Annotated in this window: 12 protein-coding genes and 2 pseudogenes; 9 read left to right on the top strand and 5 right to left on the bottom strand. The window is 71.5% G+C overall.

Annotated features, from left to right (window positions below; genetic code table 11):
* The first annotated feature begins 12 nt into the window (after positions 1-12).
* Complete coding sequence (locus tag ACZ38L_RS24165) at positions 13-975, top strand: CBS domain-containing protein (protein WP_465696967.1); 963 nt, start codon at positions 13-15, stop codon at positions 973-975.
* 107 nt (positions 976-1,082) lie between these two features.
* Here ACZ38L_RS24165 and ACZ38L_RS24160 read toward each other — a convergent pair whose 3' ends face one another.
* Positions 1,083-2,039, bottom strand: coding sequence for a pyridoxamine 5'-phosphate oxidase family protein (locus ACZ38L_RS24160; RefSeq protein ID WP_465696965.1), 957 nt, complete (start codon positions 2,037-2,039; stop codon positions 1,083-1,085).
* Positions 2,040-2,210: 171 nt separating this feature from the next.
* On the opposite strand from ACZ38L_RS24160, the pseudogene ACZ38L_RS24155 reads away from it, so the two are divergent.
* Positions 2,211-2,796 (top strand): annotated as a pseudogene (locus ACZ38L_RS24155) (M48 family metalloprotease); the annotation flags it as partial.
* Positions 2,797-2,845: 49 nt separating this feature from the next.
* Here the strand turns inward: ACZ38L_RS24155 and ACZ38L_RS24150 are convergent.
* Together ACZ38L_RS24150 and ACZ38L_RS24145 are read right to left on the bottom strand one after the other, a co-directional pair.
* Positions 2,846-3,250 carry a PP2C family protein-serine/threonine phosphatase gene (locus ACZ38L_RS24150; RefSeq protein WP_465696963.1) on the bottom strand — a complete coding sequence of 135 codons (405 nt, stop codon included), beginning with the start codon at positions 3,248-3,250 and terminating at the stop codon, positions 2,846-2,848.
* Entirely contained in the window at positions 3,145-3,726 is a 582-nt protein-coding gene (locus ACZ38L_RS24145; protein ID WP_465696961.1) for a DUF3159 domain-containing protein, read from the bottom strand. The genes ACZ38L_RS24150 and ACZ38L_RS24145 overlap by 106 nt, the downstream gene beginning before the upstream one ends.
* A 114-nt stretch (positions 3,727-3,840) precedes the next feature.
* Between ACZ38L_RS24145 and ACZ38L_RS24140 the strand changes: the two genes are divergently transcribed.
* Positions 3,841-5,709: an alkyl/aryl-sulfatase gene (locus tag ACZ38L_RS24140; RefSeq protein ID WP_465696959.1), complete on the top strand. Its 1,869-nt coding sequence runs from the start codon at positions 3,841-3,843 to the stop codon at positions 5,707-5,709.
* A gap of 195 nt (positions 5,710-5,904) precedes the next feature.
* Here the strand turns inward: ACZ38L_RS24140 and ACZ38L_RS24135 are convergent, their stop codons facing one another.
* Complete coding sequence (locus ACZ38L_RS24135) at positions 5,905-6,543, bottom strand: TetR/AcrR family transcriptional regulator (protein WP_465696957.1); 639 nt, start codon at positions 6,541-6,543, stop codon at positions 5,905-5,907.
* A gap of 137 nt (positions 6,544-6,680) precedes the next feature.
* Here ACZ38L_RS24135 and ACZ38L_RS24130 point away from each other — a divergent pair, with 137 nt between their 5' ends.
* The 6 genes and pseudogenes from ACZ38L_RS24130 to ACZ38L_RS24105 all read left to right on the top strand — a co-directional run.
* Complete coding sequence (locus ACZ38L_RS24130; RefSeq protein ID WP_465696955.1) at positions 6,681-8,903, top strand: MMPL family transporter; 2,223 nt, start codon at positions 6,681-6,683, stop codon at positions 8,901-8,903.
* Between the two features lie 256 nt (positions 8,904-9,159).
* The gene (locus ACZ38L_RS24125; protein ID WP_465696953.1) at positions 9,160-9,978 is read left to right on the top strand and encodes an LAETG motif-containing sortase-dependent surface protein; all 819 of its coding nucleotides are present in this window, start codon (positions 9,160-9,162) and stop codon (positions 9,976-9,978) included.
* 469 nt (positions 9,979-10,447) lie between these two features.
* Entirely contained in the window at positions 10,448-10,864 is a 417-nt protein-coding gene (locus ACZ38L_RS24120; protein ID WP_465696951.1) for an integrase core domain-containing protein, read from the top strand.
* Between the two features lie 71 nt (positions 10,865-10,935).
* Complete coding sequence (locus tag ACZ38L_RS24115) at positions 10,936-11,397, top strand: universal stress protein (protein ID WP_465696948.1); 462 nt, start codon at positions 10,936-10,938, stop codon at positions 11,395-11,397.
* A gap of 290 nt (positions 11,398-11,687) precedes the next feature.
* Positions 11,688-12,089, top strand: coding sequence for a GatB/YqeY domain-containing protein (locus ACZ38L_RS24110; RefSeq protein ID WP_465696946.1), 402 nt, complete (start codon positions 11,688-11,690; stop codon positions 12,087-12,089).
* A gap of 134 nt (positions 12,090-12,223) precedes the next feature.
* Positions 12,224-12,542, top strand: a pseudogene (locus ACZ38L_RS24105) (transposase); the annotation flags it as partial.
* A gap of 710 nt (positions 12,543-13,252) precedes the next feature.
* Here the strand turns inward: ACZ38L_RS24105 and ACZ38L_RS24100 are convergent.
* Positions 13,253-13,452 (bottom strand): hypothetical protein (locus ACZ38L_RS24100; protein WP_465696945.1); only part of this gene is annotated, 200 nt, incomplete at its 5' end.

The raw sequence follows: 13,452 nt of genomic DNA, 5'->3' as shown, positions 1-13,452 counted from the left end.
GCGAGGTGAGCCATGCGGCATCGCACCGTGGAGGAGCTGATGACCCGCGAGGTGGTCAGGGTCTCACCGGAGAGCGGGTTCCGCGAGATCGCGGCGTTGCTGACCGAGTTCGGTGTCACCGCGGTACCGGTGGTGGACGCACTGGAACGGCCGGTGGGTGTGGTCTCGGAGGGCGACCTGATCCGGATGCAGGCGGTTCAGGAGGACCCCTCCGGCCTGTCGCCGCCACGGAGCCCCGCGGGGGTGCCGAGCGGCGTGGTGACCGCCAAGGACCTGATGACCAGCCCCGCGGTATGCGTGGTGCCGTCGGCCAGCGTGGTGGCGGCAGCCCGGTTGATGGACCGTCACCGGGTCAAGCGGCTGCCGGTGGTGGGTGAGGACGGCCGACTGGTCGGGTTGGTGAGCCGCCATGACCTCCTGCGGGTGTTCCTGCGCGACGATCAGTCGATCCGTCGCGAGATCGTCGAGGAGGTGCTCGGGCAGGTGGCCGGGGTGAGTCCGGCGGCGGTGGGGGTGGAAGTGGAGCAGGGGCGGGTGATCCTGAGCGGCACGATCGATCCGCCGTACCTGGTGCCGGTCGTGCTGCGGCTGTGCGGCGCGGTGGATGGAGTGGTATCGGTCGCCGACCGGACCGTGCCGCCCCACGTTCCGGCACGTCAGGCCGTGACCGGTGGAACGCAGGACGGAGCGACGAGCACCGGCAGCGCGTCCGGCGGAACGTCGACGATCCGCGCCAAGCGTTGGTCCCTACGGCTCGATCTGTTCGAGGAGGGTGACACCACCAAGGTGCACGCCGTGCTGGACACCGGCGACCGGACCCTGCAGAGCCGCACCGTCGCGCACCGCAACCCGCACGACGCCCCGGTGCCGGAGATCGGTGACGAGTACGCGGCCGGCCGAGCCCTGGCCGACCTCGGGCGGCAGTTGCTCCGCGCCGGCCGGGAGGACTCCGGCGCCGGCGGCTCGGCGCTCTGAGCGAGACCGAATCTCCAGGCTCCGCATGTGACCGGCAGTCGGCCAACAGTGGAGCCCGCTCGGGTGACCGACGAGCTCCGGCCGGACAACGGCGGGAACTCCGGCCGTCAACCCGGCGCGGCGTCGTCCGTGCGCACGGCGCGCCCGCTGAGCTGGTCAGGCTTGATCCGCAGCCACAGGTCACGCTCGCCGCCCGCCCAGGGGTCCGGGGTGCCGGCTTGCCGGAGATGGGCGAGTGCGGGCCGGTCGTCGATCCGCTGGGCGGTGCCGACCGCCAGCACGCTCCAGCCCGTGCGCAGCATCTCGTCGATCCGGTCTACCTCGAAGGCGACGCGCTCGTCGAGGGCTGCGGCCAGGCTGCTGTCAGGGGCGGTGCGGAAGATCAGCGTGCCGTCGAGCACCCAGTAGTTGACGGGCAGGACCACCGGGCCGGCGGACGTGGTCAGGGCGACCCGGCCGATTCCGCCGGTTGCCAGCCGCTTCCAGCACTCCGCCTTGGGCAGGGCCTCCAGCACCGGGTGCGCGGCGGCCCGGCCCTGGCCGGGTGGCAGATCGACACCACCGCCGAGCAGCTGCTCGGCGGTGGTGTCGAGGACTGCGGCCAGCCTGTTGAGCGCGCCCCGATCGGGAGTGGCCGGCGAACTCTCCAGGTACTCCAGGTACGGCACCGCCATCCCGGCCCGATCGGCGGTCTCCTCAGGACCCAGCCCCACCTGCTCCCGCCTCCTTGCGATCCGTCGCCCCACGTCGCCGGGGTCTTTCGGCCTGGCCGGGCGCGGGCCCTCGCGCGTGGGTTCCTCGGACGCGGCCGGCTCGTCCGTGCCGGTTTCGGCGGCCCGCCGCGCGGCCTGCTCCGGCGCTCGGTCGGGTCCCTGGCCGGCGAAGTGGTGCAGATGCGTGTCCGGACCGGGGAAGAACGTGGTGGTGCGACCGGTGTCCGACCAGCGGACGTCCCAGGGCGGCTCGCCGTCCGGGTGGTGCAGTGCCATCACCCTTCCGTCCCGGCGCGCGCTGCCGGCACGGGTGCCCTCCACGATGACCCGGTCTCCGATGGTGGCCTTCATGGCGGCCTCCCTGCGGGGTTCTGATGTTCGAGGACGGAGGCGGCCCCGCCTGCCGTCACTCCCAGGAGAACAAAGACCGGCCGCGCCCGCCAGGGCCGACCGAGCCGGTGTGACGGGTGGGGCAGGGCCACTTCCGCCGCCCATCCCCGTGGCCGGTCGGCTTCGAGAAGGGCCGACATGCCCAGACTGCGGGTGGCCCTCTCCACGGTGGACCTGTCCAACACGTTCGCCACCGGCCGCAACGCCGACACGCCGTGGTGTGCGTCACCTCCGGCCTGCTGCGCCGACTGGTGATCCCGGAGCAGGAGGGCGTGCTCACCCATGAGCTGTCCCACGTCGCCCACCGCGACATCGCCGTGATCACGGTCGCCTCGTTCCTGGGAGTCCGGGCTGTGTTCCCGGCCCGCTTCACGTTCTACTCCGAGCTGTTCGGTGGGCGAGGCCGCAACGCAGGCGTTCAACCCCTTCCTCCTCGCCCCGCCCTCGGCGAGAAGAGCCGGCCCCGCCGCCCTGTTCTCCACCCACCCGAGTCTGGAACGCCACCTTGAGGAGCTTGCGGAGGATCTCGGCCGAGCTGGGTCGCAGGGCCCGGCCCGGAGAGGACGCCTGCTCGCCGCTGAGGTCGTGCTCGCACGGTGCTGCCCGGCCTCGTGGTCGCCGGGATGCCGGCCCGCGCGCAACCGAGCCGTCCCGAGGCCGAAGACCACGTGCGCCCACCCGGGATCCGTCCGGCGGTCGAGGCCACACTCGGGTCTGAGCCCGGTCCGGAAGCACTCCCTGGCCGGCGTGGTCCGATCCGCCAGTCTTCAACGTTTGCGAGGCTTCGAGGCGGTTTGCGGGGCGCGGAGGGCGAGGACGGCCATGTCGTCGTGCCCGTCACTGGGGTGGTGGTCGACGAGGGCTTGCGCGAAGTCCTGCAGTGGCAGGGCGGCGTGGGTGATGGCGAGGGCGGCGAGGCGTTCCAGGCCCGCCTCAACCGGGTGCTTGGGATGCTCGATGAGGCCGTCGGTGAAGAAGACCACGGTCGCTCTGACCGGCAGAGGGTGTGTGTGATCGTGGCGTTGCTGGGCGGGGTCGACACCGAGGGGCAGGTCGGGGTCGGCGTTCAGGTACCGGGCCCGGCGGTCTGCGGTGAGCAGCAACGGCGGAGGGTGGCCTGCGCTGCTCCAGCGCACCGTCCACGCGTGGCCTGCGGGTTCGATGCGGGCCACGCAGGCAGTGGTGACCGGATTCTCGGTAATATGTGGGCGACCCAGAACGCGAGCCAGACAGCGGTGTTGGCCGCCTGACCGGCGGGAGCCCTCCGGACGCCGAGGAGGCGCAGGACTACTGCGGTGGCCGGCTCGCGCAGGGCCAGGGAGAGCGCGGACCAGATCGCAAGGGCGGTGTTGAGGGCGAGCTCCGGAAGGAAGAAGTCCCCGGCTCGACCGCCGTGGTGCACCGATGCGGCGGCGAGCAGCACAGCGCCGAAGGACACGGCGACGGGCCTCGTTCCTTCGCGGCGCGCGAGCCGGACCAGGGCGACGGCGGCGGCCACCGCCGACGCAGCTGCCAGTGCCACCTCCTGGCGCCCACGGGCGAGCGCGAGCGCGCCGAGGAACGCCATCGGGGGCAGGGCCGAGTGCAGTCCGGCGCGCCTCCTGAGCTGTGCCCACCTGTGCGTTCCGGACAGCTCTTCCTCGTCCATCAGTGGCCTCCTCGCCGGTCGTGGCCGATCTTGCCGATCAATCCACTGGGCACACTATTGCACTCATAGTGCAATAGTGTTCCATGTGCATCCCTCTCTCGAATCGGAGCGACCATGACCACGACAGCACGAGCGGACGGCCCGGGCGGCCTGACGGACATCGACGGTGACGACTTCGCGGACGCGGACCGCGGCTTCGTCGCCCGGCTGGACCCGTGCCTGGTCCGGGACGCCGAGGGCGGCGTGGTGTGGGACAACGACGCCTACGCCTTCCTCGCCGAGCCCTGCCCGCCCACCGCGAACGCCTCGCTGTGGCGGCAGAGCCGGCTGACCAGCCGTCAGGGGCTGTACCAGGTGGTGGACCGCGTCTACCAGGTCCGCGGCCTGGACCTGTCCAACATCACCTTCGTCGAGGGCGACCGCGGGGTACTGGTGATCGACCCGCTGATCAGCGCGGAGGTCGCGGCGGCGGCGCTGGCCCTGTACCGCGAGCACCGCGGACCGCGGCCGGTCACCGGGGTCCTGTACACCCACAGCCATGTCGACCACTTCGGCGGCGTGCACGGGGTGGTCGACCGGGCGGCGGTGGCGGCCGGCGAGGTGCCGGTACTGGCGCCGGCCGGGTTCCTGGAGCACGCCGCCGGGGAGAACGTGATGACCGGCCCGGCGATGACCCGCCGCGCGGCCTACATGTACGGCGCGGCACTGCCCAAGGGCCCGGCCGGGCAGATCGGTTGCGGCCTGGGCCAGGCCACCTCGCTCGGCTCGGTCGGCCTGATCGCCCCGACCGTGGACATCACCACGACCGGCCAGCAGGAGGTGGTGGACGGCGTCCGGCTGGTCTTCCAGCTCACCCCGGGCACCGAGGCGCCGGCCGAGATGAACATCCACTTCCCCGAGCTGCGGCTGCTCTGCGTCGCCGAGAACGCCTGCCACACCCTGCACAACGTGCTGACACTACGCGGGGCCCTGGTGCGTGACCCGAGCGCCTGGGCGCGCTACCTCACCGAGACCATCCGCCTGTTCGCGGACACCACCGACACCGTCTTCGCCTCGCACCACTGGCCGACCTGGGGCGCCGACCGGGCGCTGCACTTCCTGGAGCAACAGCGCGACGCCTACGCCTACCTGCACGACCAGTCGGTCCGAATGATCAACGCCGGCCTGACCGGCGCCGAGATCGCCGAGGAGCTGCGCCTGCCACCGGCGTTGGAGCGCGCCTGGCACGTGCGGGGCTACTACGGCACGCTGAGCCACAACGCCAAGGCGGTCTACCAGCGCTACATGGGCTGGTTCGACGCCAACCCGGCCCACCTGTGGCCACACCCGCCAGTCGAACAGGCCCGCCGCTACGTCGAGTTCATGGGCGGCGCGGACGAGGTGGTACGCAAGGCGCGGACCTGCTTCGGGGCCGGCGACCTGCGCTGGGTAGCCGAGGTGCTGGGCCACGTGGTGTTCGCCGAGCCCGAACACGCCGCCGCACGCGAGCTGCAGGCCGAGACCTTCGAACACCTAGGCTGGGGCGCCGAATCCGGCCCTTGGCGCAACTTCTACCTGACCGGCGCCGCCGAACTGCGCGACGGTGTCATCGCGATGCCCGACCGCACCTCCACCGACGTCCTCGCCGCGCTCACCGCCGAGCAGGTCTTCCAGTCGATGGCCGTGCGGATCAACGGTCCGCGCGCCGCCGGACGCCGACTGCTGCTGCGCTGGGAGTTCACCGACACCGGCGAGACCTGGAGCCTACTGCTCTCCAACGGTGCCCTCACCCCGATGCGGGGCGAGCCACCGCGCGGCGAAACCCCGACCGCCACCCTCACGTTGGCCCGCACCACGCTCGACTCCGTGCTCGGGCGGACCACGACCTTCGCCGACGAGATCGTCGCCGGACGGCTGATGCTGGCGGGCGACGCGCAGGCGCTGCTGGAGTTCGGCACCTTCCTCGACCGGCCGGATCCGAACTTCGCCATCGTGATGCCCTGACCCCGGCTCCGGCGACGTGCCGCGCGCCACCCCGGAGTGCCGCGAGGGTACCGGCCACCGTCCGGCCGGCGCCCTCGCGGTGGTCGACGCGTCTTGTGACTGGTGGCCGGGCGCGGGCGCCAGGGGCGCACCGCGCGCCGACGGCCACATGCGGCAGGGGCCTGCCGCGCGCCCGTTTCGGCCCTGGCGGCTCGCTCAGCCGACGGGATCCGCTTCGTCGGCCGACCCCAGCAAGGCGAGCACGGTGACCTCCATGGCGTGACGGGCCTCCTCGGGGCTCAGACCCATGGTCCGCCAGTGGTGCCAGGCGCTCCAGGTCGTGACGGCGTCCAGTCCGTTGAGCAGGTCGGTGCGCCGACCCTCGGGTAGGCGGTCGAGTTCGGTGGCGAAGACCTCGGTCAGCCGCAACCGGCCGAAGTCCAGCATCTGCCGCACGACCTGCTGGACCCGCTCGGAGGGGTCGTCCAAGCGGGCGATCGCGACCCGGGTGGGGGTGAGCCACTCCAGCAGGCGCGCGCGCTGCTCGGCCAGTGCCGCCGCCCGCTCCGCCCGCGGCCCCCCGGTCGGCAAGGGGCGGACCTGCGAGGTCAGTTGGTCGAGTCTGCGGGTGATGGCGGCATCGGCCAGCTGGGCCATGTCGTCGAAGTGGTGGAACACCAGCCGGCGGGAGACCCCGGCACGCTCGGCGATCCGCTCCGCGACGAACTTGGTCTCCCCCTCCTCCAGCAGGGCGAGCATCGCGTCGGCGATCCGCTCGCGCGTCTGCCGGCCACGCTCGGTGCGGCCGTCCACCGTGTGGCCGGCCTCGGATGCGGATGACGAATTGCGGCGCATCGACCCCTCTTCCCTCGAGTTGACATGGTTGCACTCCCGATGCAAGTCTAACGCTGCACTCAGAGTGCAATTAGTTTGGCTTCGGCGTCGGTCCGTCCACTCCCGACACCGTTCGAATCCGAAGGGGCCGCAGGCCGATGTTCATCACCGTGGGACGCTGGTGCGCCCGCAGGCCCAAGCGGGTCGTGACGGCGTGGCTGCTCCTGCTCGCCACCGCGCTCACCGCCGTCCTCCACTACGGCCAGGTCACCAGCGAGGACGTCACTCTGCCCGGCAGCGACAGCCAGGCGGCGACGAACGTCGACAACCTGGCTTTCCCCGGCTCCCCCTCCGGGCAGCAGCCGCTCGTCCTGCGCGATTCGCCCGCCGCGCCCCGGCTGGACGCCACCGCCCAGCGCACGGCGGTCGAACGGACCGCCCAGGCCATCGCCCGGGTGCCCCACGTGGTCGGCGTCACCAACTTCCTGGTCCCCGCCGACCAGTCCGCGCTCAGCGCCGACGGCCACACCGGCTACCTCTCCATAACCCTCGACATGCCGGCCCGCGACATCACCGCCGCCACCACCTCGGCCATCGTCGCGGCCGCGGCACCGGCCACCGCGGCGGGCATCCAGGCCACCCCTGGCGGCAACCTGGCGACCGCCGCCGACCAGCGGCCGACGGACTACAGCGAGGTCATCGGCCTGGCCGCAGCGCTGATCGTCCTCCTCCTCGCCTTCCACAACCTCGTGGCGGCCGGACTGCCGCTGCTCGCCGGGGGCATCGGGCTCGGCATCACGCTGCCCGTGATCGGCCTGGTCGGCCACCTGATGGACATACCGTCCGCCGGGCAGACCCTCGCCGCCATGGTCGGCTTGGGCGTCGGCATCGACTACACGCTCTTCTGCCTGACCCGCTTCCGTGATCTGCGGGCCGGTGGCGTCCCGGTCGAGGAGGCCGCCTCCCGCACCACCGCGGGCTCCGGCAAGTCGGTGGCCTTCGCCGGCAGCTCCATCGTCGCCGCCCTGGCCGGCCTCTGCCTGGGCCGGCTCCCCCTGCTGTACGCGCTGGCCCTGGCACCGGCGATCGCCGTCCTGGTCGCCATGGCGGTGAACCTGACCCTGCTGCCCGCCGCCCTCGCCCTGCTGGGCCACCGGCTGGGCACCGGCCGACCGCCGGGCGCCCCCGCCGACCGGCCGCGCGGCTGGGCCGCGGTCGCACGGGCCGTCACGGCCCGGCCCTGGAGAGCATTGGCGGCGGCCCTCGCCCTGCTGACCCTCCTCGCGCTGCCCGCCACGCGGCTGACGTTCGGCCAGATCGACGCCGGCGCCAACGCCCCGGGTACCGACAGCCGTACCGCCTACACCCAGCTGGCCGACGCGTTCGGGCCCGGCGTCAACGGACCGCTCCAGGTCACCGACACCCTGCCTACCCCGGCCACCGGCTCGACGGACCCGCGTCTCACCTCCTTCACCAGCGCGCTGCGGCAGACCCGGGGCGTGGCCTCGGTCAGCCCCGCGCAGCTCGCCGTGGACGGCTGGCACGCCCGCTGGCAGGTCACCCCGACCACCGCCCCCTCCGATCCCGCCACCACCAGCCTGGTGCACCGGCTCCGCGCCACCACCCTGCCCGCCGCCACCGCGGGCAGCGGGCAGACCACCCACGTCGGCGGTGTCCCGGCGGCACAGGCCGACCTCAACGACCGGATCGCCTCACGCATGCCGCTGATCATCGGATTCGTGCTCACCGTCGCGGCGTTCCTGCTGCTGCTCGCCTTCCGCTCCCCGCTGGTCGCGGCCAAGGCGGCCGCAATGAACCTGCTGGCGGTCGGTGCGTCCTACGGCATCCTGACGGCCGTCTTCCAGGAAGGCCACGGCGCACACCTGATCGGGCTGCACAGCGCCGTCCCCGTCCCGGGCTACGTCCCACTACTCATGTTCGCCGTGCTCTTCGGCCTGTCCATGGACTACGAGGTGTTCCTCCTCAGCGCGATCCGCGAGGCCTACCTCCGTCACGGCGACAACCGGCAGGCGGTGGTCACCGGCCTGGGCAGCACCGGACGGATCATCACCTCGGCCGCACTGATCATGGTCAGCGTCTTCCTCAGCTACCTGCTGAACGACGACCCCGTGGTGAAGATGTTCGGCATCGGCCTGGCGAGCGCCGTCATGCTCGACGCCACCGTCGTCCGCGGCACCCTGGTGCCCGCGACCATGGCCCTGCTCGGCCGGGGCAACTGGTGGCTGCCGCGCTGGCTCGACCGGATCCTCCCGCACCTCGACATCGAAGGCGACGGGCAGCCTGACCACACCAGTGACGAAGCCCCGTCATCCCCGGCGACCGGCAAGGCACCGCAACCCCTCCCAGCCGTCAGCGTGTGAACGTTCCCGCGGACAAAGGCAGCCAAGCCCCGCCTACGCCAGCACGGCAGGCCCCGGGCACACGGTGCCGACGAGCACCGACCGGCAGCGGCGCACCGGCCAGCAGCCTGGACAGCGACCCGGCCCGCCAGTCGAAGTGGCCGCCGTCGACTGGCTACGCCCGCGGTCACCCGCGCAGCACCCGACCGAGCCGGCCTGTCCCTGTTCGTCCTGCTCTCCCTTCCTGTTCACCCCTCCCTCAAGACCAGGAGCCTTCGTGCACGTGAAGCTTCGCCGCGGCCTGCCGACCCTCATGGCCCTCGGCATCGCCGCCGGCACCACGGTCATCACCGCACCCGCCGCACTCGCCGACCCCGACTGTGGCCAGGCGCCGGTCCAGTACTCCGTCGACGGCGGCACCCAGTGGACGATCAGCCCCACGATGCCAAGCGAGTCCGGCACCGTGCAGGTCCGGCTGGCCGGCAATCCGTCCCCCGGCTGTGACTACGACGTCTCGCTGGCCTCCTACTCGACGCAGGGGCCGACCTGGTCCACCTCCGGGACCCAGACCTTCCTGGGATGGGCGACCACGACGCTCAACCGCAGCAACTACCGGGCCACGCTGGACGTCAGCGCCCACATGCCCCCGTGCTACGGAGAGATCGCGCTCTACGGCCTCGGCGAGAAGTACGACGGCAGCGACAGCGATCACCCCATGCCGCACTACCCGGACGACCCGTTCTCCGGCCTGATGATCGCCTCCTGGAACGGCGGCACGGCCTGCGCGCCGAAGCCCTCAAACAGCCCGACCAATCCGGAACCGTCCCCATCAGGACCGACCGCCTCGTCCGCTTCCCCGAGCACCGCGTCCTCACCTGCTGCCCCATCTGCCCCGCAGAGCACGGCCGCCTCCCATCCGGCTGTTCCGACAGCCCCGGCCACCACGACCCAACCGTCTCCCGAACCCACACCGGCACTGGCCTTCACCGGCAGCAACGGCGACCAACTCGCCACCACTGCCGCCGTCGGCGGGGCACTACTCGGCGCCGGCGCCGCGGCCGTGGTCATCACCCGCCGCCGTGCCAGGCACCGCTGAACACCGACGTGCTTCCGGTGGTAACGGATCGCACACGCCAGCGGCGTGTGCGATCACGATCCTCGCGAGCGCCGAGACTTCCCTGTCGCTCGGCCTGAGCGCCGTCCCCGAGGCCGTCGACATCGCGGATCGGCGGAAAGAAGCCCTGCCGGGTTGTTTCGTCCTCGTCGGCCGCCACAAGGTCTCACTCGTCACCGAACACGGCCTGGAGCAGGTCGACGGCTCTGTGTGCGCCGTGCTCCGCGGCGAGGGAACCCATGACGCGACCCCTGCTGGGGGCGGTGCGCGACGATGAAGCCCGCACGCCCGATCCGTTCAGCACCGGCGTCATCGGCCGAGCGTCTGCGCCGGATCCGGCGCAGACGCTCGGTCTGAAAGCGCCCCTAAGTAGTCCTCATGCCGAATCCACTGACCGGGCAGAGGAGTTGATCCGCGAAGCCATCGAGATCAACGGCATCGTTCCCCACTCGTGCACGCCGACCGCAGCACCTCGACGACCAGCAAGAAGGTCTCCCAGCTGCTGATCGACCTCAACGTCGCCCGAACCCACTCCGACCCCAAGGTCAGCAGCGACAACCTCTACAGCGAGGCCCACTTCAAGACAAGCGAACACCCCGTCGACTTCCCCGAACGGTTCACCTGTCTGGCACACGCCCGTGAGTGGATGGAGGCGTTCACCGTCAACTACGACCACGAGCACCGCCGCTCCGGGATCGGCCCCCACACTCCGGCACCGAGACCGCCCGGCTCATGGCCGTCGACGGTCAGAGTTCCACAGGCACGCGTCACGACCTTGACCGCCCCGGCGTCGACGCTGGACTTGACGACTGCCCGGTCTCCGCCAGTCAGCGGCGCCGGGCCTCGGGCCATCCGGCCCACCAGGTGACCCGGTGGGCCCTTGGCCGTGAGCCGTCGCCCGGTGCAGGCTTGCCACAGGAGCCGAGACAAGGAGGCGTCATGACCGAAACGAAGGCCGGCGAAGCACGGATCGTCGTGGGAGTGGACGGCTCCGGGCCGTCCCTGGGTGCTCTCCGCTGGGCAGCCAGGCAGGCACAGCTGACGCACGGCGTCGTACAAGCCGTGATCGCCTGGGAACCGCCGCCGTTCTCCGGCCTGTACACCTGGCATCCCGACCCCGCCGACCCGGATTTGGACGCGCAGGCACGCCAGGTGCTGACCCGGGCCGTGGACCAGGCCCTCGGCCAGGAGCGGTCCGTGCCGGTCAGCACCCTGGTGGCCTGCGGGAACCCGTCCGAGGTTCTACTCAAAGCAGCCGAAGGGGCGTCCCTCCTGGTCGTCGGAAACCGTGGGCACGGCGGCTTCACCGGCGCACTGCTGGGGTCCGTTGGACAACACTGCACCCAACACGCGCCCTGCCCAGTAGTGATCATGCGTGGCGACACGGACAGCCAGACCTAGCTCAGTAACCGGCAACCGACCTGGTAATCGTGGTCACCGCGGTGGTCGGGGTTGCCGGCTCATGCTGGCGGGGTGGGTGGTTGGGGTATACCAGGTCGGGAAGCGGGCGCGAGTGGGCCGTGGGCCGAGCCCGGTCAGGCGATCGCTGTGGCGAGTCCGACGGTTGCGATGTGAAGGGCAACGGCACCCTCCGCACCATCGGCCAGGGCAAACAGCCGTACAGACGGCCCGCTGCGGACCCTGCGGAAAACAGATCGAGCGTACGGCGGGAGGGCCGTAGCATACCCGGCATGTCGAACGTGAACTCCCAGGCCGGCCCTGAGTCGCTCCAGCAGCGGCTCAGGGCGGCGCTGCCGGCTGCCCTGCGGGCCCGGGACAAGGTGGCACTGGCCGTACTCCGCTCCACCCTGGCGGCCATCGAGAATGCTGAGGCCGTCGAGCTGCCCGCGATGCCCGGCGGCGGCCTGGCGATCGAGCAGACCCCAGTGGGCGTCGGCGCGGCCGAGGCACCCCGGCGGGAGCTGACCGAGGCCGAGGTCGAGCGGATCGTCCGAGCCGAACTGGCCGAACGAGAGGCCGCCGTCCAGGCCTACGACCAGGCCGGCCAGCCGGCCCAAGCCGAGCAACTGCGCACCGGGATGCGCGTTCTCTCCACGCATCTGCTCGACCCCGCGACCGCTGAGCATGCCTAGGAGCGTGTCTCAGCAACCGGCAACCCGCGTACGGATCGTGATCATTCATACGGGATGATCCCGCTATGCGTGATCCGGAGGGGCTGTCCGAGGCCGAGCGGGTCGAGCCAGAGCAGCCGCAGGCACGTGCGGCGATGGTGGACAAGAAGTTCCGGGTGTTCGAACCGGGCCAGGTGCTGCTGCCGCCGTCACTGGACGGCCGGCTGCCCGAGGACCACCCGGCTCGGTTTGTCGCCGAGTTGGTCGACGAGGTGCTCGAACCTGTCACCGATCCTGGCCGACTACACCGGGAAGCGGGGCTTTCCGCCGTACGACCCACGCCTGATGGTCCGCCTGCTGATCTACGGCTACACCACCGGGGTGCGCTCCTCCCGGGCGATCGAGCGCCGCTGCGTGGACGACGTCGCGTTCCGGTTCCTGGCCGCCGACCAGGCCCCGGACTTCGATGGTGTCCCACCGAGTGGTGTAGCCGATCAAGGCGGCAAAAGCGCAGTTCACGACCGGAATCCCGGCTTCGGGAACCCCGTCTGGGCTGACAAGGCGTCAGCCTGTGGGCTTCAGTCCGAGGGCGCCGTCCGGTCTCCCGGCAGCTGCGCACCTGTGAAGCTTTGAGGCAAGATCGGCTACACCACTCGGCGGGACACGACCCGGACTTCCGCTCGATCGCCCGGTTCCGCCGTCGCGATCTGGATGCCCTCGCTGACCTGTTCTTCCAATCGCTCCACCTCGCGCAGAAGCTCGGCATGGTCAAGATGGGCCGCGTCGCCCTGGACGGCACGAAGCTGGAGGCCAACGCCTCCGACTCTGCTGCGCTATTCGGTCATGCCGTGAGTGTGTGGCTGAGGCGGGTGGGGCGTCTTCGGTGCTCCAGTGGGCGTCGAGGCGGATGATGTTGAGGGGGGTACCGGCTTAGCCAGGTGGACCCCAGGCGGACGCCTCGCCGACGCCTCACCCTCCCCTCTGTGGGGGGGATCAGCCGCCTAATGGGACTCGACGGGCCGTGAGCGAGACTGCGGTCCGTAGCCGCCAGCGGGTGAGCACTCCAGCCGCCGGAGCCACTGCGAGCTCTGGTGTCAGACCGTGCCCCCGCTGGTCGGCCGGGAGGCCTGACCGCTAATGGGATGGCGTGCCCGCCGAGTGGTCGGGCGTGAGCACTGGATCCATTAGGGCGCGAGCTGTGCCTTCCGCAGGCTGCGCATCATGACCGGACGAGGGCGAAGGGGCGGGTGCTGGTGCTGTTCATCGGTGACGACTGGGCCGAAGATCACGTGCGCCACGAGGCGCTTGAAGTCGAGTGGGGGTGAGAGGCCCTTGCCTCCTGGCCGTCGCAGCGGCTGGGGGAAGCTGAGGACAGCCTGATCCG

The organism is Kitasatospora sp. NPDC024654 (assembly GCF_055559155.1).
The sequence above is the reverse complement of the archived record's forward strand: the minus strand, read 5'-3'. Positions and strand labels throughout refer to the sequence as shown.

Excerpts from the sequence above, each read along its gene's own strand:
- ACZ38L_RS24135 (WP_465696957.1), bottom strand. The coding sequence starts at position 6,543 with ATGCGCCGCAATTCGTCATCCGCATCCGAGGCCGGCCACACGGTGGAC.
- ACZ38L_RS24165 (WP_465696967.1), top strand. The coding sequence starts at position 13 with ATGCGGCATCGCACCGTGGAGGAGCTGATGACCCGCGAGGTGGTCAGG.
- ACZ38L_RS24145 (WP_465696961.1), bottom strand. The coding sequence starts at position 3,726 with ATGGACGAGGAAGAGCTGTCCGGAACGCACAGGTGGGCACAGCTCAGG.
- ACZ38L_RS24160 (WP_465696965.1), bottom strand. The coding sequence starts at position 2,039 with ATGAAGGCCACCATCGGAGACCGGGTCATCGTGGAGGGCACCCGTGCC.
- ACZ38L_RS24115 (WP_465696948.1), top strand. The coding sequence starts at position 10,936 with ATGACCGAAACGAAGGCCGGCGAAGCACGGATCGTCGTGGGAGTGGAC.
- ACZ38L_RS24110 (WP_465696946.1), top strand. The coding sequence starts at position 11,688 with ATGTCGAACGTGAACTCCCAGGCCGGCCCTGAGTCGCTCCAGCAGCGG.
- ACZ38L_RS24130 (WP_465696955.1), top strand. The coding sequence starts at position 6,681 with ATGTTCATCACCGTGGGACGCTGGTGCGCCCGCAGGCCCAAGCGGGTC.
- ACZ38L_RS24140 (WP_465696959.1), top strand. The coding sequence starts at position 3,841 with ATGACCACGACAGCACGAGCGGACGGCCCGGGCGGCCTGACGGACATC.